Origin of the sequence: Solidesulfovibrio magneticus RS-1 (assembly GCF_000010665.1) — a bacterium.
Taxonomy (GTDB): Bacteria; Desulfobacterota; Desulfovibrionia; order Desulfovibrionales; family Desulfovibrionaceae; genus Solidesulfovibrio; species Solidesulfovibrio magneticus.
Window position 1 is genome coordinate 4,666,110 of record NC_012796.1, and the last position, 23,014, is coordinate 4,689,123.

Sequence of the window (23,014 nt, forward strand, 5' to 3'; positions counted from 1 at the left end):
ACAATAACGGATTGGGCCTAAAAGTCCAGTGAAAGGCCGGTTTCCAGCTCCGAAACGCCAGATGGGCGGACCTTTTAAACATGCGCGCGTCGCCGGCAGACGCCTCACAGGGGTTCAAACGCCCCCCTCGCGACCGGGAGCGCCTTTGCGGCCAGCGCCCCGCACAGACCATCGCCGTCCGGTGCAGGCTGCGCCCCGTCTGCACCGGCTATCCCCTGTACACGAAAGCCAGGATGCTGCAATCATCAGCCGGCGGCGTCCCGGCGGCAAACTGCACAATGCCGTCGTACAGTCCTTGGACCAACTCCGCCACGGACGCTTCCCGCAGCGCAAGCAGCGTCTCCCGCAGCCTTGCTTCTCCGAAAAATTCCTGCGCCGGATTGCGCATTTCCTCGACCCCGTCGCTGCACAACACGACCTTGTCGCCGGGAGAAAGGACCACGGTCTCCTGCCCAAAAGGCATCGCCCCAAGACCGATCACCGTTCCGGAAACGTCAAGGGTCCTGAAACTGCCCTCCCTCGTGAGGAGGATCGGAGGGCAATGCCCGGCGTTACTGTAGGTCACAGCCCCTGAAGCCAAGTCCAAAACCGCGTAAACAATCGTAAAATGTCGCCCAAAGCGCTTCAGCGGAAATTCCTTGTCCAGGATGTCCAACACTTCCTCGGGATCGCGGATCCTCGCCGGATCCGATGCTGCATCCAGCAAAATCCCGGTATGCGGGTTCATGAGTTGATACACCAGCACAGAAATCATGGCCGACGGCGCGCCGTGGCCGGCCACGTCAACCACATACAGGCCGATGTGCGCGGCATCCAGTGGAACGGCATTGAGTATGTCGCCGCCAATGGCGTCGCAGGGCCTGAACTTCCAAGCAAATTCCACGCTCTCGACCGCCGGCAGGGCGCGAGGCAAAAGACAGTGCTGCACTGTCCCGGCAGCCCGGAGCGACTCGTCAATTTTTTTCTGCTTGTCGAGCAAATCGAATTTCTGCCGTTCACTGTCGGTCACATCATAGAGAATGAGAAGGGCCATCTCCTCGCCGCGAAACGTTATCTGCCGGGTAGTGAGCTCAAAATGACGCTCCTCTGCCACGCCATTGACAAAGAAGGTATGGACAAATTTTTCTTTGTCCGCCGGTATTTTCCTGATCATCGTGGCCAGAACGTTGCCGCGCAATTGACACTGGCTGCAGTGGCTTGTTTCACCGCAACGTTTATTTTCCGCACTGGCGAACGAACACTTCAGGGCATTGCCGCAGCGTACCCCCAAGGCCGATGCGCGGTCCTGGCCGAACAGCGATTGATAGGCGTCATTTATTTCTTGAATTTCCAAATTCTTATCAGCCACCAGAACAACGGCCGGAATGTTGTCAAAGAGTATATTGAGAAAAGCGTTTGACTCGCGTAAATCGATTATGTCCAGAGCCACTGCAGCCTCACTTGTAATATTTTCAACGGCGTCGCAGAATCCGTCTGATACGCTTATTGACAATGCCGCGACAAGCGAAAAGATTTCCTGCCATACAACCCCATTGCGCCGTCGCCCCCTCCCACAGGAACAGGCGAAAGCCCCTGCCCGGCTTCGCGGACCAGCCACGCCGGACAGGCCTACCGGCGACATCTCCGGCCGCCAAATGAAATCATGGAGTTCGAAGCTCGCGAACAACGACACCGCGCGCTGGGAACAATTCCCTTTGGAGCGCCGGTAAACAACCGGCGTTCATGGCGAGCCATGGCGGCTCCCGGCCTTTGGCGCAAAACCTGTCCGGGGGGCTGTACTCTTCGGCGGGGGGATTTCAAGGCGCGAACAACCGAAAAACAGCGGCTTTGGAAGCACAGCGCTAGGTCGTGTCGACATTATCTGAGCCAGCCCGCTATCGCCGCAACATGCAGGAACGACAGATACGCGATGCCCAGCTTGTCGTATCGGGTCGCGATTCGCCTGAAATGCTTGATTTTATTGAACATGCGTTCGATCGCATTTCTCTCTTTGTAGATATAGCGGTCATAGTCTCGTGATGTCTTTCGATGAGAGCGGGCCGGGATAACAGGCTCAGCGCCTTTCGATATGACGGCATCTACTATCGTTTGTGAGTCGTATCCCTTGTCTGCAATCACAAAATCTGCTTGTTAATTTTCTATTAAAGGCACAGACTGGGCATAGCCTGATTCATTGCCACCTGTAAGAATAAATCTTGTTGGACATCCCAAAGAATCTGTTGTAGCATGAACCTTGGTTGAGAACCCACCTTTTGATCTACCGAATTTCTGTGACTGCTGCCCCCTTTGCGCCAGCGGCATGTTGATGCGCTCGAATAATGGTGCTGTCAATCATAAGCCATTCCGTATCCGCATCGGCAGCCAAAGTGTTGAATATCATTTGCCAGACACCATTCTTAGACCATCGAATAAACCGTTTATGCACCGTTGACCATTTCCCGTAATTGTCTGGCAAGTCTCGCCAAGGTGCACCAGTCTTTGCAATCCACATCACGGCATCGATAAAAAGTCGATTATCCTCTGCCGTTCTTCCTCGGTCACCGGCTTTCCCGGGTAGAGCGTCTTTTATCTTATCCCATTGTTCGTCAGTAATTGTATGTCGAAGTGCCATTGCATTCCTCCTGTCGAGAGGAATAGCATGGGCCAGACCAAATGTCGACACACCCTAGCATCGACCGGCCCGGCGGCGCAGGGCCTGGGAGTTGCGCGACCCGGCAGGCGTCAGCAACGCGGCGCAAGCGAGGCGAGCAACTGTTCCGTTACGGCGCCTGCCTGCATAAAAAGCTGCGCGGCCGTCGGCAAAGGGATACCGATGCTTTTCAAATGGCGCTGGGCCTTGGTCCAGTCGTTGCACCTAACGGCGTCCAACAGCAAGGTAAACTGGGCAAGCGGCTCTTTCTCGTCGCGCATGAGCGCATTTTTGACCACGGCCATAAGGGGCATCTCATTGATGTGTCCTTCATCTTCTGGCCCATGACCGCATCCACGTTATGCAGGAGGCCAAGGAGATACAGAGTGTCGGTGTCCGGGCCTTTGGCGGCCAGCCGATCGCCGAGTAGGCTGAGGAATACGGCGCTGTGCAGCGTCCGGTAGGAAAGCTCCCGGCCCACGTCACTGGCGTCCGTGTCGGCCAAGATGGCGGTCATGGCCCACTTTTTGAGCGCGTTCAACCCGATGAGGGCGGCGGCCCGGGTCAGGGAATCGACCCGCCGGCCAAGGGAAAAGGCGGCGGAATTGACAAAATGCAAAAGCCTGACCGTGAGGGCTTGGTCCGTGGAGATGACGTCCACGACCCTGGAGAAATCCACGTTCTTCTCCATGAGCAGGCGTTGGATATTGAAGCGGGCCAACCTGTGCGAAGAGAGTTTTTTTCCAACAATATCTTTTAGATAAGAAAAGAAGAACCCCTGAAAGTAATCGAAGCCAAGAAACCGGCATCCCTCAAAAACATCCCAGGTTTCCACCCGGGAGGCGATCAGCTTGATGTCCATCCGGGAAAGCGATTTCCTGATCCGGGCCAGGGACTTGCCGTCGATCTCGTTGACCGGGATTTTCAAAAACGCGGCAATCGCCGCCAGACTACCGGCCGCTGGCGCGTCCGGGGCGTAGTTGTCGATGACAAAACGATACCCGGCGGCCCGCAGATCCCGGCAGGCGGCAAGCAATCCGTCGTCAGCATCGATGTCGCCCGGAATTTCCAGAAGAACCCGATCCGCAGGCAAGGCAACCACCGCCTGCGACATGATGTTGTCGTTGCCGACATTGATGGAGAGCAGGCTGTTGGTGCCAAGTCGCCTGGTTGCGAGGGAAAAACCGTCGGCAATCATCTTGTTGGTCGCGTCGGCGTGGCTGGCAAACGCCGCGCATTCATCGTTTATGCATTGGCGAAACAACAGTTCATGGGCAAAAACATGCATTGACTTGGTAAATATTGGATGGCTGGCGATGACATAGTTGTCCGGGAATTCGGCGGGCACTGTTGTGTCGTCAATTGCGTGCATAGTTAACCCAACTTTTCATTCTGCAAGGCAATAGTATATAATTGTCAATAGTTCGGATTATTGCCAAGACTGATCGTCGCGCTGAAAGAGCTTCAACGCCGCTTGGGTTGAAGCATGCCGCCGCACTCCTTCCTGGAGGCTGGTTCGCCTCTGGAGGATGTTCTCCTGGAACAGCCTGAGGTTTTCTGAAAAGTTCTCATAAAATTCATTAAGTTGGCTGCTGGCGTGCTGCCCCACGGCCGTATAGAGACGCAGCCGGCCGGCCTCCAGTTGCAACGCGACGTCTTCCAGAAATTGCCCTCGCTGCCACAGGAGGGCACCGCCCGCCACAGCCGCGCCCACAGACGTGATGAGCCCGCCCGTGACATCAAAGGCTGCGCCCTTGAGGGTCACGGCGAACACCGTGCCGGCCACCGCCAGGGCTCCTCCGGCCAAGGCCTTTGGCCCCAGCCCCGCCACGGCCGCGAACTCTCCGGCCAACGCCGTTTGGCGGTCGAGGGCCAAAGCGTCGAGCAAGCCGGCCAGAGCGTCGAGGATCTCTCCCCGGCGCGCCGCCAGGGCATCGGCCTGGGGCCAATGGCCGGACAGGCGCAGCAGGTTGACCGAATCGCGCATGAAACCCAGCCGGGCTTCGACGTCCTCGAGGATTTTGCCGGACCAGGCCGCGGCGATGGCTTCCAGGTCGTTGCCGAGATTTTTGGCAAAGGCGTCGCCCAGGGCGCGCAGTGGCGGGTTTTTGCCTGCTGCGCCGTCGCGCTTCACAACACTGCCGACGGTTTTGCCGACCATGCCGGCCACGGTCAGTTCCTGGCGCAGAGCGTCCAGAAACGCTGCCGCCGCCCGGCGGTAAGCCTGATCCGTCTCGTCGGCCAAGCGGTCAGCCTGACGCTTGGCGGCGTCGAGGAAGCCGGCGAGGCGGGCTCCCACCGCTTCAACCCCGGCGTCATCGGCGTGCAAAGCCTGTTCCCGGTCCTCCAGTTCCCGTGAGAGGACATCAAGCATGATAAGACCCGCGTGTCTGGCCGCAGCGAGCTTGGCTGCGAGGAGGCCATCGGTGGAGGCCAGGGCCGACAGTAAGCGGCGCAGCGCGGCGGGTCCGTTTTCCGGGGTTCCCGCTGCCGCTTCGGTCGTCCGGTACAGGCGAGGCTGACCCAGCCCCCGGGCTTGAAGCATGTCCCCAAGCCGCTTGGAGTTGGTCGCCAACTGCTCGGAACCGGCCAGTTCCGCCCTGTCCAAAAGGACAATGACGCCGTCTCCGAAGGCGGTGCGCAGCGCGTCGAAGAGTTCCCAGACCGAACGGGAGTAAGGATTGAGGGCGGAAAAGACGAACAGCAGCAGGTCGGATTCGCAGGCCAAAGGGCTGCCCAGGGCGGCCGGCCAGCCAGAAACACCGGCCAGACCGGAAAAATCCGCCAGCACAAGGCCCTCGGGGAGGGCCTCAGGTCCGGGCGAGCGCGTGGCCGGGAGGCCGATCCGGGTCCACACCGCCTCAGCCTGCCGGCCCAGAAGGCGGATGGAAGGCGTTGCGTCGGTGTCGCCAGGGCGCGTGGGGGGGATAGGGGCAGATGGGTCAGCCCAAAGGGCGTCGACTAAGGCGCGGGTGTCGGCCGCCGGGTCGCCGGCCGCCACAATCACCAGGGGCCGGGCGAGGTGGCCGCGCAGGAGCTGGGCGTCGCGGGCCAGAGCCTCGCTGCCGTAGGCGGCGGCAAGGCCGCACAGGCGGTCGAGCAGCCCGGAAAGCTGCGAAAATCGCCTGAGCAGCGGCGAGCCAAGCGAGGTATCGTCCATGGACACTCCTTGGCCGGGGTAGCGAAGACCTGCCCAGCCTTGCTCTGGTCAAGGATTGAAGCCGAAAATGCAAGGGGCGTCCAGGATCTTGGGCAGATATCGCAGCCGGCGCAGCAAAAGTTATCTGGCCGGTGGAACTGCCGCAGCAAGCGAGGCGGGGCTGCGGCACGCGGGATTGATTGCCGACGGACAGGGCGCGCACCCGGACGGCAAAGCCGCTGGCGCGGCGGCCAGATTCCAAGGGAACGCCTGTTGCGGACACTATGGCGAGAGTCGATGGGACGTCAATACAAAGCCCCGGGCGCAAGAAACGCCAAGCCGGGCCTCGGGCGAAACCATGACGAGGCATCCGATGCCCGGCCCCGGGCAAAGAGGGAAGCATCAGGCCGCGCCCAGCAGTGATGCCTGCCCGGCCATGGACAGGAGGCCTCCTGACAGGCCTGCGTTGGCGTCAACGATTGGCGCGGTACAGCGTGGCGTGCCAGGCGGCCAGGGCGATGAAGGCAACACCCAACGCGGCGTGGGCCTTGAGGGTTTTTTTCCCGCCAAAAGCTGTGGCGGCAAGCAGCACAAGACCTGTTCCCAAGGCGCTTTTTACCATGCCGCGCAGTTGCTTGCGAGAGATGGCTGGGCTTGGTGCCGGGGCGGCGTGGGTCGTGGCATGAATCCGGGGGTGCGAGGTCGCGCAAGCTTCCGGGGCCGGGTTCGGCCGGAGTTGAGCGCCTAAGGAGGCGACAGCACAAGTCCGGTTTGCTTTGACGGCAAGAGTTGTCGGCATGCAAATCCTCAATAAACAGTGTCCAGTGTTCTGTCCCAAACAAATCTAGCGGCATTATGGGCCGCCTGATATCCGCCAACCGCTTCGTCAGGAGATAGCCGCCAGGGGGAGAGCCTTGGAAACGACAGGGGTCACCATGTGGTCGGCAAAAGCGCCCAGGAAAGCGCCCGGCACCAAGCCGCCAATATGACGTCCGGCTGCCAGCAGCAGGGGCCGGGTGCCCGGATGGACGGCCAGCAGCGCCACGCCCACGGCCAGGGACAGATACAGGGCGACTTTCTTACGCCGCGCCGCCCGCTGGGCCAGACTGGTTACCCCGCCGGAGGGCTCAAAGTCCATAAGGAGGTCGTCATCGGTGTCATCGAACCGTGCCGCTTCCAAAAGAAGCCGCCTCTCGCGGATTCGGTCTTTCCTCGTTTCATAGGCGGCTTCATCGAACGCATACGTGGAACGAAGGGTCTGGATGTCACTAAAACAGGCTGACAATGACTCGGATGCGGGGGAGTAGGAAGTAAAAGAGTACATGGGGGCCTCTCGTTGGAAATATTTGTCTCGGCCGAGAACTTGATACGGATATTGATAATCAAAGTCAATAAAGTTGTAGCCCTCAGACCCGAAAAAGCTCCCCCCCTGATGATCACCCTGGCGACCAAGTCCCATGCCCTACTTCCTACCGCCGGACAAAGCGATTCTCGATCTGTCAGATCACTCACTTTTCCAGCGGACTGCGAGTTCCTTCTGCCGATAACTGGACCTTTGGGCATGTATGGACCGCATGTATGGACCGCACCCCGATGGCAAGAGATTTCTGACGCCTTCCAGGTTGAATGCAACCATGTATCCGGCATGTCGGGCATGGCCCGCTGCCCCGATGGAAATCCGCGCTTGCGCTCCTCATCATTTCATCGGCCTTCGATGGCCTTTGTCCAAATCAGGTTTTTCGCAAGCCGGTTCGACCTGTCGTGCCATCAATCATCTCTTGTCGCATCCAATGGGTAGGAAATTCTGAACAGTTACCCTGCCGACGCCACAACCATCGCCTCACTTTTTCGCCAAGGCTTGAGGCTGTTCATCATGCTGCCTCCTTATAGGCCTCCCCCTTGGCCAGCACAGCCCAGACTATTCGGGCGGTCTTGTTGGCCCGGGCCACGACTGCCCGATTCATGCCCCGCCTGTCGCAGATGGCTCTTAGCCATTGGCTCCTGGCATCGTTCCCGCTACTACCTCGGTAGGCCACAGCCCTGGCTCCATGGATCAGCAGAGTCCGCAGGTAGATGTCACCCCTTTTGCTGATGCCTTGAAGCTTTGTTTTGCCCCCCGAAGAGTTTTGTCGAGGCACCAAGCCCAGCCAGGCAGAAAACTCCCGTCCGTTCTTAAATTCCTTAGCCTGGCCCACCGCCGCCACAATTGCCGTGGCGGAAAGAGGACCTATGCCGGGAACCTTCAACAACCTCATGCACTCTGCGGACTGCTTGCAGATGGCGGCGAGTTTGGCGTCGTAGGCAGCGACCTTCGCATCAAGTTCGACCAATTCGGAGTAAAGGTCGGATAAATAGTCCTTCTCAAGGAGGGTCTGGTTGTTATCCATATCTTCAATGATTATGGGCAACATCGTTCGCAGATGCCGTATTCCCTGCGGCATGGCGATTCCCAACTCAAGGAGCAGGCCCCTCGTTTGATTGGCCAGGGCCGTTCTGTTGCCTACCAACCGATCTCGGATACGGTGTAAGGCCTGGATATCCTCTCAATGCTCTTGGTTGTGACGAAGCGCATGCTGGGACGACTGACAGCCTCGCAGATTGCTTCGGCATCATTGGCGTCGTTCTTGTTCGACTTGACGTAGGGCTTCACGAACTGAGGGCTTATCTGCCTGACCGTGTGACCGAACTTCCCGATCTCCCTGGCCCAGTAGTGTGAGCCCCGCAGGCTTCCATCCCCACAAGGCAAGGCGGAAGGTTGACGAAGAAGGAGAGCACTCCCTCCCGAGAAAGCTGTTTCTTGAGAACGACTTTGCCCTGCTTGTCCACGCCATGCACCTGGAAATACCGCTTTGCCAGATCAAGACCAACAGTGGTAATAATTGCCATGGGCCCGCCTCCTTTCCTGTCTCGTTTGAGTGAAGTCAGCCGAGACTAGGGGGTATAAGGGGGCGCGGTCCATACCATTATTACAAAACCGTCTTCAAAACAATTCATCCCGGCGGACCCTAACGACCAAGGCTGGGCTTTTGGGCTTTTCAAGACAGCCCTCAATATTAAATTGGGCCGCAGCACGCTCCCCCCTCCTGCCTCTTCACATTGGCTTCCAACGCAGCGATCGACGTCGCAAATCCTATCTCTATCGCAAACTGCCAGGCCGACCGGCGCGCCGACGCCGCCTGCGACCTTCCACATTCCGTTCGGCTAACTTGGCGTTGCCTTCCATTGATTCCGCCTCAGATCCCGCGTTCTCCATATTGGCGCAAATTAATTACCGGCCTGTTCTCCAGAAAAGTTGATGGGCACCTCCAATAATTAAACACAAAAAAAATCAGCAAGATAAAAATATTTTCTCTTCGCCACCCGAAAAGTCGCGATGCGCCCCTGTTTGTCGCGCTGTAAGCGGTCAATCAGGCCCTTCTTGTGTGGGCCGCAGGCGGCAGGTTAAGCTCAGGCAAGTATGATAAGGCTTTGAGGATCGATGTACTGAGGTAGGAGGGCCTTGCGTTGGGCGTCAGTGGTTGCCGCCGGCAAGTGCTCGAAGAGGTGGCGCAGATAGCGGTATGGCTCCAGCCCGTTGGCCTTGGCCGTTTCGATGAGGGAGTAGATGGTGGCCGAGGCGTCGGCTCCGCGCGGATGGCCTGAGAACAGCCAGTTTTTGCGGCCCACGGCAAAGGGACGGATGGCGTTTTCGGCCAGGTTGTTGTCCGGACGCAGTCGGCCGTCTTCCAGATAGACGACGAGCCGGTCCCACCGCTTGAGGGCATAGCCGATGGCCTTGCCGAGCAGACTCTTGGGCGGGGTGGTGGCGGCGCGGGCATCGAGCAGCGCCTTAATCTTGTCCAGGATCGGCCTGGATTTTTCGGCTCGCAGGACCTTGATCTGCTCCGGATTGAGCTGCTGCTTTTCGGCTTGGTGCTCCACGCCGTAGAGTTTGCCGATCAGATCGAGGACGGCATGGGCCGTGCCGCCTTTGGCCTTCTTGCCAGTGGACTTCTCGACCTCGACGAACTTGCGCCGGACATGGGCCAAGCAGCCGAGATGGCGCAGGCCTTCCCGTTCGCCCAGGGCCTCATAGCCGCTATAGCCGTCGGTCTGCAGATAGCCTTTGAAGTCGCCCAGAATTTCCGCAGCCACATTGCCGGCCCGGCTCGGATGATAGCGAAAGAGCACGACCGGTTTTCCCGGTGTTCCGCCCCGGGCAACCCACATGAAGGATTTCGTGGTGTTGGCCCGGCCTGGTTCGGCAAGCACCTGGACCGTGGTTTCGTCCATGTTGACGATGGGACCGGAACGAATTGCAGTGATGATCATGTCAATGAGCGGCTCGCAGGCCTTGGCCACGCGGATCATCCAGCCAGCCAGGGTTCCCCGAGAGATGTCCAGCCCCAGTCGAGCGAACTGATCCTCCTGGCGGTACAGGGGCAGCGCGTCGGCATACTTGGCCACGGCGACATGGGCCAAAAGGCCCGGGGTGACGATACCTTGGGGGATAATCTGGGGCGGCATGGGCACGGTTTTTACCGTCGGCCCGTGGGCTTCCACGCCCTCGCAGGCCCGGCAGGCGTATTTGGGCCGGATGTGGCGGATGACCTGGATCTTGGCCGGCACGATGTCGAGCTTTTCGCTGACTTCCTCACCGATGCGGACCAGCTTAGCGCCGCAGGGGCAGGCCTTCTCCGATTCCGGCAGGTCGTGGATGATCTCCACCCGGGGCAGATCCGCAGGGATGGTGCGACGGCCGCGTTTGCGGCGGGTGCTCGCCGGGGCGCAGGCCTCCTCGAAGGTCTGCGGTTTGTGCTCCTCCGCAGTCTGCTCGGCCTCGTCGAACAGGGAGAGCTGCTGCTCCTGGCCGGTACGGGGCTTTTTCTCGGACTTCGGGCCGTAAATGATCAGGTTCAGGAGCTGAAGGCGCTGCTCAAGTTGGACGATGTGCTCTTGCTGGTCAGCCTGACTGGCAGCCATGTTGACAATGAGAGCTTTCAGTGCGGCAGGGTCGTCAGGGAGGGAATTGATGTCCATGGCCCGAACAATCTCTCATTATTATTCAATTTAATCAAGGTAATACTGTCTAAAAGAGCGTCGAATACTCCAGGCGGGAGTGTCCCGTCACAGCCAGGGGATCGAGACCGTCAAGCAGCCAGGCGAGTTGCCGGGAGTCAATGGCAAGCACCTCCGCCTCGCGGGTTGGCCAGCGAAACACATGCCGCTCCAGACGCTTGTGCCACAGACAAAAGCCGTTGCGATCCCAGTAGAGCAGCTTGATGATCGCCCGGCTGCGGTTGCAAAAGCCGAAAAGGTGACCGGAAAACGGATCGAGTTGCAGCTGCCGTGAAACCAGGATGGACAGCCCGTCGATGGACTTGCGCATGTCTGTAGCTCCCAGAGCCAAATAAACCCGGACGCCGCTTACCGGCGACATCATAGCCGTGTCAGCGTGCGGACAAGCTTTTCCAGCACCGGCGCGGCGAAGTCGCCTCTGATCTCGATGCGAAAGCTGTCACCTAAATGTACCATCAGCGGTTCAGGTGCGGTTGCCATGTCTGCTTGAGCCGACGCGAGCAGCGGCACGGGGACGATGGTGACGAAAGACGCGACTTCCACGTCGTCCGTTGCTCCTAAACGCTTCCGCCAATAGCTCAGGGAACTCTGAGAAAGACCATGCCGCCGGCAGTATGCTCCTTGGCTCAGGCCGCTCTTGTGCCAAGCCGCAATATGTTCAGTCCAGTATGCCACCTTCTCGGAACATCCCTCTACTGCTGATGTGGTCATGGTCTTCCTCCTGTAGGAATAAACCATGACACAAAACTCAAGCGGCGTAAGAAGGGCCTGATTGACCGCTTACCCTCAGATCCCGCGTTCTCCATATTGGCGCAAATTAATTACCGGCCTGTTCTCCAGAAAAGTTGATGGGCACCTCCAATAATTAAACACAAAAAAAATCAGCAAGATAAAAATATTTTCTCTTCGCCACCCGAAAAGTCGCGATGCGCCCCTGTTTGTCGCGCTTGGGTTTGTGAGGGCGACGAAAACGCACTCCTCCGAAGCGACAGGCGCTCGGGGAACCCTCTTCCCAAACAGGAGGGTGTCAGAATGTTAGATGCAACTGAGAAATTTCGAAATATAATTGCAAAGGAGATAGAAAAATTTAACGCAACGTACGGCAGTAATTATCAACAGGAAAGAGACAACTTCCAGATATGGAAGGGAAAGCCCGGATATAGCATTCTGGCAAGCCCGGATTTGGGCATAACAGCTGGCTTAGATGCCGGGTTTGTTCGCGACGATTTTCTAGCAGTTATCCTTAAATGAACCCATGGTCGCGCCAGCCGCGCAGGAATCCCTCCATGGACGACACGCCCGGTTCTCCCTTCGGTCCCAGGACGGCCCCTGGCCGAGTAGCCGGACTCACCGCGCTCCTCTCCCTGCTTTGCACCTTTGTCCTCGCTGCGCCCGTCCAGGCCGGAACCATCATCGCAGCTTCCTGCCCCTGCGGATACGCGGTAAAGGGGCTGCCGCTCTTTGGCGGGAATTCCAACTTCAAGACGGTCTGCAACTTTCCCGCCCTGTGCAAGGCCACAGGTCGACTGACCCTGGTCAATGCCTTGGACCCCACGGCTCCGCCCAAGGATTGCCCTTCCGGCGAGGTCGTATCCTACGAAAGCCCGATCATGCGAAAGGCGGACGGTGGGGAACCCATTGCTACCTGGAGAGTACCCGGCAAGGACATGGTCCTTTCCCTTTTCGCCGGGCGCTATCTGTGCCCGCGCTGCCTCAAGTACTCGCTCCGATTCCAAGTGGTCGGTTACTGGGATTAACGCCTGGCTCCCTGAAGACTCCAGACGGAGTCGCCTTAAAAAGAAGCATGACTATGAATGTGCGCGGCATCGTGCCGCATATCGGGTTGCTGAGGATACAGGGCGAAACGGCTCATTCCTTCTTCACGGCTATGACATGCACATATTCGCTCTCCGGCGGGGCGAAGGTGATGAAGAGTTTCTTCTTGCCCCCGACAAGCTCTACCGTAACCGGGACGCGCTCAGTGTCCCAAACGGCTTCACCTCGCAATATTCCGTCGTTCTCAAAGCGCAACCTCAAGACGGGCAGGTCCGGGGAATCAGGCCTACCTACGAGAAGGCAGTTTTCCTCCACGAAGGTAATGACATCCTCGGTTTCGACATCCTGCGCCTCGTCGAGCGCTGCCCAGGCTCCGAGATAGGGTGCGTATATGTCCGATGAGGCGTCGGGTGACGTGGCTTCTGGCGGTGGGACGGTTTCGGGCGTGGACGACAGGGCGTCATTGACAGCATCGAGGGCTCTTCGGCTCAGGGCGTCGGAAGCGGCGAACACAAGCCCCGGAGTCAGAAACAGGCACACGAGCGAAATCAAAACGGAATTGTTAAGTTTTTTCATACTCTACCTGTCGTGACGGAAAAGAGGAGCGATGTCGGAAGTATCGACCACTCTTCCCGAATTGGCGGAACGGTCCCATGGGTTGTTAAAATATAACAACGATGATTTTTCCCTGCCCACAATGGGCGTCGGGGGGTGTCGAAACCAGAAAGAGACCATCATTGTTGAGTATGACCGCTTGGCTTTGTTGGATCAAGCAGAAGTCGACGAGGCCGGGTAGACTAGGGAATCGTGCTTCCCCCGCCCTCACAGATCGGGGTGTGCCCCTTCAGGGTGCGCGATTCGGAGCAAGTCGGCCGGGGAATTCGGACGAAACCGGCCGGGTAATTCGGCTGAAACCGGCCACTTTTTCCGGAATTCCGGATTAGGTGGCCGAAATCCCCCGAAACGGGTGGCCGAATTGACCGTATTGCCTGTCAAAACAGATGGATAGGTTGAGATAGCACTGGATAAACCCTAGGCAGAGCTTCCTGAAGGAGGAAGCCATGCCGAGAAAGAGGTTACACCTGGGGCGCATTCAAGGTCACACGGCGGTCTTCCCCACTTGAGGGGGAGGGGCAACGCACCACAGCTATCCGGACTGGGTGAATTGCGCTCAATTTCGATGCTGGGTGTTGGGAATAGCGTTGGGTAAGAAAAAGGGCTTACAGCTGTTTTAGCTGTAAGCCCTTGAACTTGCTTGGCGTCCCCAAGGGGATTTGAACCCCTGTTACCGGCGTGAAAGGACCATACCCCTACGCGGATTTTGCTGACTTTTTCAATGATCCTGGGCAATTCGTAACGAGCTATGACTAGATATACCGAGCTATCCGCAACTCAATTTACTTCTCGGTTTACTTCTCCGACCAAACCTCGAAGCGCACATCAGGCTGGCAAGGAAAACAACTTGCCTGGTTTCGAATGGAGCGCTCGCCCCCATCCTCTTCCCTACCCTCTTCTCCAAACCCACCCTGCTACCCACCCCCAGGCAATCTTCGCGGGAGATTCAGGGGCATGCACTGGCTGAGACGACAGTTTCCATATTCTCGGTCGCCATGCCCCCAGCATTCCGGGCCGTTGAAAGCTCCTCATTGGAAAAGACACGCCCAATGTCCAGGATCAAGACAAAGCGTTCGTTGAGCTTGCCCAAGCCAATGAGGAAACGAGTATCAACGGCTGACCCCATCCGAGGAGGCGGATCAATCCTGTCCTGTTCTAACTCCAGAACCTCCTGCACCGAATCCGCCAGGAGGCCGATGAGGATAAAATCTCCTTCGGTTCGAACCTCAGCGATGATGATGCAGGTATTTGTGGTGAATACCGTCCCCGACATTCCGAACTTGAGACGCAGATCTATCACCGGGATGGCCTTTTCCCTAACGTTGATCACGCCGCGTATAAAGTCAGGCATTCTCGGAATGCGGGTTATATTGGTATTGTCTAAAATTTCCTTGACCCAGCCGATATCCAAGGCAAAAAGCTCGTCACCGAGAGTAAACGTCAGGTATTGATGCATGGCCATAATATCAGCGCTGCTCATGACGCTATCCTCCCGTCGACTAGAACCGTTCAAAATCATCGTCAGCGTCGTGCATTTCTATAGCGACACCCTTGGATTTGACTGCCTTCGACCTGGCTGGGTTCGCCATGCGCCCTGCGGGGAGAGCCTTTGTGGCCCTATGACCTCTCGTCACTCCAGATCCTGTCACCTGAAAAAAGGAAATACTGCCTTGGAGTTGCTCAGCTTGTGCAGAAAGCTCTTCTGAGGTCGAGGCCATTTCTTCCGAAGCGGAGGCATTTTGCTGCACCACCTGATCAAGCTGCTGAATGGCCTTGTTGATTTGGCTGGCACCAGAATTTTGCTCATTGCTGGAGGCGGCAATCTCTTGAACCAACTCCGCCGTCCGCTGGATATCAGGCACCATCTTGGTCAGCATGTTGCCAGCTCTTTCAGCGATCTGGACACTTGAGGAAGATAAGTTGCTGATTTCGGCGGCAGCGGCCCCGCTCCGCTCGGCCAACTTCCGAACCTCGGCGGCAACCACAGCGAAGCCCTTGCCGTGTTCTCCGGCACGGGCTGCCTCAATAGCGGCGTTAAGGGCCAGCAGATTGGTTTGGCGGGCGATTTCCTCAATGATGGATATTTTTTCGGCGATGTTTTTCATCGCGGCGACTGCTTGGGTTACGGCCACTCCGCCCTCTTCTGCATCCGTGGCAGCCTTTACCGCAATGGCCTGTGTTTGCTGGGCATTGTCGGCATTTTGCTTGATATTTGAGGACATCTGCTCCATAGACGAGGAAATCTCCTCAACACTAGCTGCCTGCTCGGTAGCCCCCTGGGACATGCTCTGCGCTGAAGCAGATAATTCTTCGCTGCCTGAGGCAACGTTCTCAGTTGCAGACTGAATTTCGGCTACGACCTCGCGCAGACGGTCGACCATGTCATTAAGGGCCGTAGCCAACACTCCGATTTCATCCTTTTGGTCAATGTCCAACTTTTGGGTGAAGTCCCCTCGGGACATGGCCTGGGCGAAACCAACACCTTTGAGCACCGGCCCGGTAATAGCGCGGGTCAACGCCACAGCAATGATAACGCCGAGAAGAAGCGCGAAAGCCAAGCCAATAATCACGGTCGTGGAGGCCGAAGCCAAGCTTGAGACGGTATCATTGGCGATACTCTGCGTCTGCCCCATGCCGGCCTTGGCCGTTTCTTGGGCCGCTTCCAGTACCTGCTCGCCGACTTCGTTTCGTTTTGTTCCAAGCGTTTGCAACGTTTTCCAAGCGGCAACGTACTCAGTCATAGCGGCCTTGTACTTACCACCTGCCTCTTTTATTGTGGCCAGTTGCCTAAGATTATTTTCTTGGCGAGTCACCGTCTTTAACTTATCAAGTAGTTCATCAATTTTTTTAAAATTATTGAGCGCATCGTCTACTAATTGAATATGCCCTGTAGCCTGTGCCTTAAAATTTTTGACGCGAACATCATTCCCTAAATCTATCACCTCGTTCGCCTCTTCTATTTTACTACGTCTCTCTTGGAGTTTCGCGACAGGGGCTCCTTCATTGATCTCCTTTTCGAAGGCAGCATCTTGGCTTTCCATAAAATCACTACAACTTTTCAAATACTCGCCTGCTGAGGCGTCCATCGTCTTACGCAAAGATTCCATTGCCTTAATACTGACAGTCGTCGCTTCAATCAGTTTTCCATACTCGTCCACTTTGCCTTGTGCCTTTGCGACGTCTTCCTTTAGCTTTGTCAGCTTGGGGAACTTGTCCGAATGCGCCTTGGCTTTGGCCAGTTGGGCGTTGACGTTGGCAAACTCTTTTTTCGCAGTTTCTAGAAATTTTTCATCTTCACTGAGTGCATAACCACGCATAGCATACATGGTCATCATCGAATCACGTTCAACGTCATTCGCCACAGCTACTTCTGGCACGTATTCTTGCGCCAATCGCGTGGCCCCCTGCTCCACTTTGCTCATGGCCACCACAGCCAAGCCCCCCAAGAGGCAAGCGATGAGGATAAGAGCTCCGAAGCCGCCCCCGATCTTAATGCCAAGCCTGATATTCTTCATCAGTCCCTCCTGGTGGCAAAAGTAAAAAAAATTTTTTTAACCATACCGTATTTTTCAGATCTTTGACAATGGGGAACAACACCTAGGCGGACATGGCTATCCTCGGATGGTGACGGGTATGGCGTCTATGCTACGTGAAGTGAAGTGGGCGGGGCTGCGGCAGACTGCCAGGCGCACCTGATTCGGCAAGCCAAGGCACTCTCGGAACGGAAAGACACCGAAATAGCAAAGTGCGCACGTAGATGCACAAGGAGCGGATGCGGTTTTGCCATATGGCGAAAAAGCCCCGCTCTCAGTCGGCGAATGGAACATGTTCTAAGCCCATTTGATTCTCCTCGTGAGCAAGTACTACGACCGGCAAAACGACGCCGGCAAACTGACCAGACGCTTAGTTCAGGAGATGGAATATCTGTGGCAGTTCCTCAAGGAAGCCGGGGTGGAGCCGGCGAATAATCACACCGTGCGGATTCTGTGTATTCCCCCCGGAGGTTTTGAATATATATTTGACCTTTAGCCGGACAGCACTGTATACCAAACTAGACTCCTTCTGCTTGACCAGATATTTCGGTGGCCCAGATTTACACTTCCAGGATTTGCTGCATATATGAATGGTGGTATATATGAACAACTGGCTTACTGTCGCCCTTTTCGCCGGGACCGTCTGTTTTTCAATTGTCGGATTCCTGTATTGCTTCCTCTATGCCAAATATCGCAGTGCCTCGCTGATGCTATGGGGCATGGCGTGGCTGTCTCACGCGTTGCGCAATGTGACCATCCTTGTCAACACGACCTACGGCCCCATCGTCTACCTGGCCATCATGGAACAGATGCTGGTGGCCTGCACGGGATCGCTTCTGCTCCTGGGGTCGCTCTATTACGTCGGCAAGTCGCCAAGGAGATGGTTCTTCGCCGCAGTGGGAGGGGCCGTGCTGTGGCCCGTCGCGGCAGTGATGTTCGCCGTCCCCAATCCGTGGTTCTTCATCCCCAATTATTTTTTCTTCGGATCGAGCCAGATTTATAACGGCCTGGTCCTCATCCGAAAGTCGCGCGGCGAGAGCATCGGCGGGCGCATTGCCGGATGCGCGATGATCCTGTGGGGCCTTCACCACTTCGACTATCCTTTCCTGCGTCCGATGGCCTGGTTTGCCCCATGGGGATTCCTCATCGGCGCGGTACTCGGACTTCTTGCCGCAGTGGCCATCATAATGGCCTACATGGAAGCGCTCCAAGCTGAATTGTCGCGCAGCGAGAAACGGTTTCGATCATTGTTTCACGGAAACAAGGCTCTATTCCTACTCATCGAACCGCTCTCCGGGAAAATCACGGACGCCAGCGCGGGTGCGGTCGATTTCTACGGATACAGCCTGGAAGAACTCAAGGGCATGAACATCAGCCAAATCAACATGCTCTCACCGGAAGAGATTGCATCCATGCGCGCCCTGGCCATGTCTGGATACAAGCAGCAGTTCATATTCCCCCACAAACTCAAGACCGGGGACGTCAAGACCGTTGAGGTAATTTCCACCCCCGTGGAGAGTGGGGGCAAGGAGCTATTGTTTTCCATCGTCCAGGACGTCACCGCGCGGCAAAAGGCGTTGGAAGACCTTGAGGAAAGCCGGGAGCGCCTGCGTGCCGTCGTGGAGAACGCGGCCGCCGCCATCTACCTCGCAGATGAGAGCGGCCGGCTCGTGGAGGTCAACGCTGCGGCGGAACAGCAGACCGGCTATATGCGAGAAGAGCTCCTGGCAATGGCCATCCCGGATGTCGACGCGAATTCATCCAAGAACGACCCTGCTTTTTTCCAGGAAGTCATGCAGTCCGCAACCGGCATGACGTTTGAGTCGCGCCACAGGCACAAAGACGGCACAATTTTTCCGGTCGAGGTTCGTGCAGCCAAGCTGGAACTGCACAGCGTCCCGCATGTGCTGGGGATCGTGTCGGACCTTACGTCCCGAAAAGATACCGAGCGCAAGCTGGCGGAAGCAAACAGGACCCTCGCCGCCGTCCTGGACGGCATCCCAGCCTTGGTAAACGTGGTGGATGTCTCCACCCGGGAAGTCTTGTTCATGAACCGGGCGCTGAAGGAGGCTCTGGGCAGGGATGGTGTCGGCGGAGTCTGCCATGCCATCTTCCGGGACAAGTCCTGCGTCTGTGAGAACTGTCCCATCGAAAGGATGAGCGCGAATACGGAAGGGGAGGCCAACGCCAGCGTTTGGGAGGATCGCAACCCCATTTCAGGCAGATGGCAACTTAACCACGACCGCATCCTGCCATGGTTCGACGGCAAGACTGTGCGCGTGCAGATCTCCCTGGACATCGGCCAGCGCAAACAGGCCGAAGAGGCCCTCAAGCAAAGCAAGGAAGAGGCGGAATCAGCCAACAAGGCAAAATCAGTATTTCTTGCCAACATGAGCCATGAAATACGCACCCCGCTCAACGGCATTCTCGGAATGCTTCAATTGCTTAAGACTACTGATCCGAATGACGAACAGAAAGAGTACCTGTTGGGAGCGATCCGATCTACAAATAGACTGACCCGTCTTCTTTCTGATATTCTTGACATCTCAAGGATTGAAGCAGGTAAGATGCAGATTGTTGAGTCAGAATTCGACATCAAGATGATTTGGGACTCCATTAGCGAACTTTTTGACATGGAGGCGCGTGGAAAAGGACTTCTTTTAGAGTTCAGGTGGGATAACATCCTGCCCATGCTATTGGTTGGAGACGAGGCTCGGCTTCGACAAATCCTTTTTAACCTTGTAGGAAACGCAATAAAATTTACTGAAAAAGGAAAAATCCGAATCGATGCTTCTTTATTGCCGAGATCAAGCGACTCTTCGGTCCGTGTGTTGGTGACAGTCAGTGACACGGGGATTGGGATTTCCGAGGAACAACTCAAGGACATTTTTGAGCCATTTGTTCAGGCTGAGGGCTCATATACTCGACGTTTCCAAGGGGCTGGCCTGGGACTTTCCATCGTTCGTCGGCTGGTGAAGCTCCTGGATGGAGACATATCGATCGATAGCACCCCTGGCGAAGGGACGACATTCTATCTCTCGCTGCCGTTCAAGCTTCCTGCAACTAAGCAGAAACCAGAGGAACTTGTCGCGCATGAAGTGTCATCCCCTGAACACAGTCCTTCGCGCATACTTCTCGCTGAGGATGATTCATTAAGCTCAATTACCTGCAAGAGGATGCTTGAAAAATCCGGCTACTCAGTCACTGCCGTAAAGGATGGCCAGGAAGCGCTACAACGACTGACTAAAGAGGACTTCGACCTGATCCTTATGGATGTCCAAATGCCTGTCATGGACGGCGTCGAAGCCACAAAGGCAATCAGGGGGGCAAGCAATCTTGGAGCGAAGTCGAGCATACCCATTGTAGCCATGACAGCATACGCAATGACTGGAGACAAAGAATCATTTTTGGCAGCGGGCATGGACGATTATATTTCGAAGCCTGTGGATAAGGCAGCGCTGGTTGAGGTGATTGAGAGAGTTATTTGCATGAAGGAAAAGATTCAATGATGCAGCGGCAGAAGAGAGGCTACGTGATGACGGGGGACGGGGCGTGGCTTTGTCTAATTGGATGGGTGCTGGCGGGAATATATCACTGCCTGCTGAACGCCCCTTCCTGACTGTGAATCCAGTTGCCGTGGGATTGGAGGTGAAGCGATGGAACTGGCCATCATCGGAGCAGTCACGAGTCTCATCCGAGTTTTGGAAATCTGATTGCCGCGTTTTGAAAAAGTACTTATAGAAACCATGCTTTTCAGCATTGATCTTCATGGGATATCCCCATGGCAGGAGGCTGTCCGATGCCGACCCCAAGCACCAATGCCCCCTCCCGCAGTCGGCCCTCATCTGACTCCAGCCTCCTCAATGATCTCAAGAAATCAAGCATATTGAATCCAACAAACTGGAGTCTCAGGCTTCGATTTTTGACTGTCCCCGCTGCTCTTCTTGGACTCGGCTGCTTGACCCTGGCCTTTATCTTCCAGCGATACCAGGATATGGTGGTCGTTGAATCCGTCGACAGTCGCCTGTCCGTGTTCCAACACTGGATTCAAGACAAGATCACAAACGAATTCGACGTACTCTTGTCCGAAGTCTCGCCGCTCGCTGCCATGCCGGAAGTGATCGAGAGCATGCGCCAACGCGACAAGGACCACCTTGTCCGCTACATCCTACCCTATACCGAACGCCTGCGCGCCACCACCGGACGCGAATCACTCTATTTCCATTTTCATCTGCCACCGGCGGTTTCGTTTCTGCGCACTTGGGACGTGGATGCCGCCGGAGCCGACCTCACGGACATCCGGCCCATCGTGGTCAAAGCCAACAAGTACCGATCACCTTTTCGGGGCATCGAAGTCGGACCCGGCGGCGCAGCCATGCGGGCCATCATCCCCTTAAACGACGGGTCAGGCGAGCACATCGGCACAGTAGAAGCGGCCACCTCCCTTGAAAACCTGCTGGAGACCACGGCCCTGCCGCCTTATTTCGGAGCGATGCTTCTGCTCGACAAACGCTTTGAATCCGTGCTCGGCCAAAACCGCATCCGGGGCGTTCACGGCAAATGGATCGTCGGGCGCGGTTTCAGCCTTCCCCAGGAAAACCGTGTCCTTGAAGCACTGGACAATGCAGGAGTACCCGAACGACTAGGCAACGCCTTTTATCGCTTCCTGCCCCTGGAAGACTTCGAAGGCCGCGCCATCGGCGGCATCCTGCTCGGCTACGACTCCATGGCGTTGTTCAAATCAACGGTCAGTGAGTCCCTGGTCTTCGGCCTTATCTTCCTGCTTGGGGCCATGGTGCTGTGGTTTCACATTTATTGGAACGTGGCCCGGGTGAAGCTGTTTCTCACGCATCTTGAACGCGTTCTCGGCAACACCGTCTCCGGAGACTTTACCGGACGCTTAGACACCACGCCTGTCCATTGCCTAGACATCCTGCACTGCACCAAAACAGACTGTCCGGTCTATCACGACCCCATGCGTATCTGTTATCTGGAAACAGGGTCCGAGGCTCTTTCGGCCGTCAGCCGCAACACCTGTATCTTTTTAAGCCGCTATAAACACTGCCGGCTCTGTCCAGTCTATGCCCGACGGCGCGGTGATGAACTTGTAGAGATGCGGCACACTGTCAACACCCTCGTGCGTCTCTGGGGCGGGTTTATGGGCCGGGTGGACCAGGTGGTCTCTGGGGTGCTGCAGACTTCGGAAGCCTCGCAAGGGCCGTCGTCACTGGGCCAAGTGAGCGCTTCCCTAGAATACATGGCCGGCCTGACCGCTTTTAGCCACGACATCCAGGGCGTTTATAACCGATGGGAAGTTTACAATATTTTAGGCGATGCCTGCCAACGCAGCCTGGGACTGGGGCAGTTCGCCATCCTGGAGTTCGCCGCCGACGGGCTTGCGACCAACGTCGCTGCCAACTGTTTCGCCGCCACCGACGCGCTATGTTCGGAGATGTTCGCCAGCCCTGAACTGTGCCGGGCCAAGCGCCTGGGCAAACCGGTCTTTTCCGAACCGACCCCGGCCCTATGCCCCTTTTTCCATGTCGATCCAACTACCCATGTCCGATGCTGTCTGCCCATGGTCATGGGCGGGGCTGTGGGCGGCGTAATGACCTTTGTGACCGAGGCCGCAGCCTTTGCGAGCAAACGCTTGGCATTGTCCATCGTGCAGAAATACCTGACAGAATGTGCCCCGGTTCTTACTTCGCTCAATCTGTTGGAAATAACCCGAGAACAATCCCTGCGCGATCCGCTGACCGGCCTGCACAATCGCCGTTTCCTCGACAGCTACGTGCATCATTACGAAGAAATCTCACGGCGCACGGAAAAACGCGTCGGGTTTCTCATGGTTGATGTGGATTATTTCAAGCAGGTCAATGATAAATACGGACATCTGGCTGGAGACGCGGTCCTTAAGGAACTCTCCGGCCTAGTGCGCCAGACGGTGCGGGCCGCCGATCTGGCGGTGCGCTTTGGCGGCGAGGAATTTCTCATTCTACTCCATGAAGTGCGCCCGAATTTCACCGCCGTGGTGGCGGAAAAGATCCGCCAGACTGTCGAAGCCCACGCTTTCCCCCTGCCAAATGGCACGACCATCCACAAAACCGTCAGCGTCGGTTTCGCCGAATACCCGACAGACGCCGCTTCCTTTTATAAGGCCATAAAATTTGCCGATGTGGCCCTGTACAAAGCCAAGGAAGGCGGGCGAAACAAAGTGCTTTGCTTTGAGCAGAGCATGTGGCGCGACCAGGAATACTAGCAGCA

The 23,014-nt window shown here is 56.7% G+C and carries 16 protein-coding genes and 2 pseudogenes; 6 read left to right on the top strand and 12 right to left on the bottom strand.

The window, feature by feature from the left end:
• Positions 1-208: 208 nt before the first annotated feature.
• From DMR_RS22640 to tnpA, 9 genes and pseudogenes are all read right to left on the bottom strand, one after another.
• A complete protein-coding gene (locus DMR_RS22640) occupies positions 209-1,429 on the bottom strand; it encodes a SpoIIE family protein phosphatase (RefSeq protein WP_052279030.1) in 1,221 nt (406 codons plus the stop codon).
• A 428-nt stretch (positions 1,430-1,857) separates the two neighbouring features.
• A pseudogene (locus tag DMR_RS23910) lies at positions 1,858-2,611 on the bottom strand (IS5 family transposase).
• Between the two features lie 208 nt (positions 2,612-2,819).
• Positions 2,820-3,977 (bottom strand): EAL and HDOD domain-containing protein, encoded by a 1,158-nt coding sequence (locus DMR_RS19475; RefSeq protein ID WP_158304264.1) that lies wholly within the window; start codon positions 3,975-3,977, stop codon positions 2,820-2,822.
• Between the two features lie 81 nt (positions 3,978-4,058).
• Positions 4,059-5,789, bottom strand: coding sequence for a hypothetical protein (locus DMR_RS19480; RefSeq protein ID WP_015862755.1), 1,731 nt, complete (start codon positions 5,787-5,789; stop codon positions 4,059-4,061).
• An 865-nt stretch (positions 5,790-6,654) separates the two neighbouring features.
• Complete coding sequence (locus DMR_RS19485) at positions 6,655-7,227, bottom strand: hypothetical protein (RefSeq protein ID WP_015862756.1); 573 nt, start codon at positions 7,225-7,227, stop codon at positions 6,655-6,657.
• Between the two features lie 412 nt (positions 7,228-7,639).
• Positions 7,640-8,654: pseudogene (locus DMR_RS19490) on the bottom strand (IS110 family transposase).
• Positions 8,655-9,215: 561 nt separating this feature from the next.
• The gene (gene tnpC, locus DMR_RS19495) at positions 9,216-10,787 is read right to left on the bottom strand and encodes an IS66 family transposase (protein ID WP_015862760.1); all 1,572 of its coding nucleotides are present in this window, start codon (positions 10,785-10,787) and stop codon (positions 9,216-9,218) included.
• A 49-nt stretch (positions 10,788-10,836) separates the two neighbouring features.
• A complete protein-coding gene (gene tnpB / locus DMR_RS19500) occupies positions 10,837-11,190 on the bottom strand; it encodes an IS66 family insertion sequence element accessory protein TnpB (RefSeq protein ID WP_015862761.1) in 354 nt (117 codons plus the stop codon).
• Entirely contained in the window at positions 11,187-11,537 is a 351-nt protein-coding gene (gene tnpA / locus DMR_RS19505; protein WP_015862762.1) for an IS66 family insertion sequence element accessory protein TnpA, read from the bottom strand. Before tnpA ends, tnpB begins: the two co-directional genes overlap by 4 nt.
• 321 nt (positions 11,538-11,858) lie before the next feature.
• On the opposite strand from tnpA, the gene DMR_RS19510 reads away from it, so the two are divergent.
• Together DMR_RS19510 and DMR_RS19515 are read left to right on the top strand one after the other, a co-directional pair.
• Entirely contained in the window at positions 11,859-12,077 is a 219-nt protein-coding gene (locus tag DMR_RS19510) for a hypothetical protein (protein WP_043601185.1), read from the top strand.
• 35 nt (positions 12,078-12,112) lie between these two features.
• Positions 12,113-12,583, top strand: a complete 471-nt coding sequence (locus DMR_RS19515; protein ID WP_043601187.1) for a hypothetical protein — start codon at positions 12,113-12,115, stop codon at positions 12,581-12,583.
• 112 nt (positions 12,584-12,695) lie between these two features.
• Here the strand turns inward: DMR_RS19515 and DMR_RS19520 are convergent, their stop codons facing one another.
• Complete coding sequence (locus DMR_RS19520) at positions 12,696-13,178, bottom strand: hypothetical protein (RefSeq protein WP_043601189.1); 483 nt, start codon at positions 13,176-13,178, stop codon at positions 12,696-12,698.
• Between the two features lie 31 nt (positions 13,179-13,209).
• Here DMR_RS19520 and DMR_RS19525 point away from each other — a divergent pair, with 31 nt between their 5' ends.
• On the top strand, positions 13,210-13,398 hold the full coding sequence (locus DMR_RS19525) for a hypothetical protein (protein WP_043601191.1): 189 nt from the start codon (positions 13,210-13,212) through the stop codon (positions 13,396-13,398).
• Positions 13,399-14,163: 765 nt separating this feature from the next.
• On the opposite strand, the gene DMR_RS19530 is transcribed toward DMR_RS19525, so the two are convergent.
• Both DMR_RS19530 and DMR_RS19535 read right to left on the bottom strand, forming a co-directional pair.
• Positions 14,164-14,697 (bottom strand): chemotaxis protein CheW, encoded by a 534-nt coding sequence (locus tag DMR_RS19530; RefSeq protein WP_015862763.1) that lies wholly within the window; start codon positions 14,695-14,697, stop codon positions 14,164-14,166.
• A 19-nt stretch (positions 14,698-14,716) separates the two neighbouring features.
• Positions 14,717-16,732 carry a methyl-accepting chemotaxis protein gene (locus tag DMR_RS19535; RefSeq protein ID WP_015862764.1) on the bottom strand — a complete coding sequence of 672 codons (2,016 nt, stop codon included), beginning with the start codon at positions 16,730-16,732 and terminating at the stop codon, positions 14,717-14,719.
• Positions 16,733-17,069: 337 nt separating this feature from the next.
• Here DMR_RS19535 and DMR_RS24970 point away from each other — a divergent pair, with 337 nt between their 5' ends.
• The 3 genes from DMR_RS24970 (at position 17,070) to DMR_RS22650 (ending at position 23,009) form a co-directional block, all read left to right on the top strand.
• The gene (locus tag DMR_RS24970; RefSeq protein ID WP_158304265.1) at positions 17,070-17,246 is read left to right on the top strand and encodes a hypothetical protein; all 177 of its coding nucleotides are present in this window, start codon (positions 17,070-17,072) and stop codon (positions 17,244-17,246) included.
• A gap of 106 nt (positions 17,247-17,352) precedes the next feature.
• Positions 17,353-20,259: a PAS domain S-box protein gene (locus DMR_RS22645; RefSeq protein ID WP_015862766.1), complete on the top strand. Its 2,907-nt coding sequence runs from the start codon at positions 17,353-17,355 to the stop codon at positions 20,257-20,259.
• Between the two features lie 449 nt (positions 20,260-20,708).
• The gene (locus DMR_RS22650) at positions 20,709-23,009 is read left to right on the top strand and encodes a diguanylate cyclase (protein WP_052279032.1); all 2,301 of its coding nucleotides are present in this window, start codon (positions 20,709-20,711) and stop codon (positions 23,007-23,009) included.
• Positions 23,010-23,014: the final 5 nt, after the last annotated feature.

Bases quoted from the DNA above. Each gene is read 5' to 3' on its own strand.
- DMR_RS19525 (WP_043601191.1), top strand. From the start codon at position 13,210: ATGTCGGAAGTATCGACCACTCTTCCCGAATTGGCGGAACGGTCCCAT.
- DMR_RS19480 (WP_015862755.1), bottom strand. From the start codon at position 5,789: ATGGACGATACCTCGCTTGGCTCGCCGCTGCTCAGGCGATTTTCGCAG.
- DMR_RS19515 (WP_043601187.1), top strand. From the start codon at position 12,113: ATGGACGACACGCCCGGTTCTCCCTTCGGTCCCAGGACGGCCCCTGGC.
- DMR_RS19535 (WP_015862764.1), bottom strand. From the start codon at position 16,732: ATGAAGAATATCAGGCTTGGCATTAAGATCGGGGGCGGCTTCGGAGCT.
- DMR_RS19485 (WP_015862756.1), bottom strand. From the start codon at position 7,227: ATGGGACTTGGTCGCCAGGGTGATCATCAGGGGGGGAGCTTTTTCGGG.
- tnpC (WP_015862760.1), bottom strand. From the start codon at position 10,787: ATGGACATCAATTCCCTCCCTGACGACCCTGCCGCACTGAAAGCTCTC.
- DMR_RS19530 (WP_015862763.1), bottom strand. From the start codon at position 14,697: ATGAGCAGCGCTGATATTATGGCCATGCATCAATACCTGACGTTTACT.
- DMR_RS22645 (WP_015862766.1), top strand. From the start codon at position 17,353: ATGAACAACTGGCTTACTGTCGCCCTTTTCGCCGGGACCGTCTGTTTT.
- DMR_RS19510 (WP_043601185.1), top strand. From the start codon at position 11,859: ATGTTAGATGCAACTGAGAAATTTCGAAATATAATTGCAAAGGAGATA.
- tnpB (WP_015862761.1), bottom strand. From the start codon at position 11,190: ATGATGTCGCCGGTAAGCGGCGTCCGGGTTTATTTGGCTCTGGGAGCT.
- tnpA (WP_015862762.1), bottom strand. From the start codon at position 11,537: ATGACCACATCAGCAGTAGAGGGATGTTCCGAGAAGGTGGCATACTGG.
- DMR_RS19520 (WP_043601189.1), bottom strand. From the start codon at position 13,178: ATGAAAAAACTTAACAATTCCGTTTTGATTTCGCTCGTGTGCCTGTTT.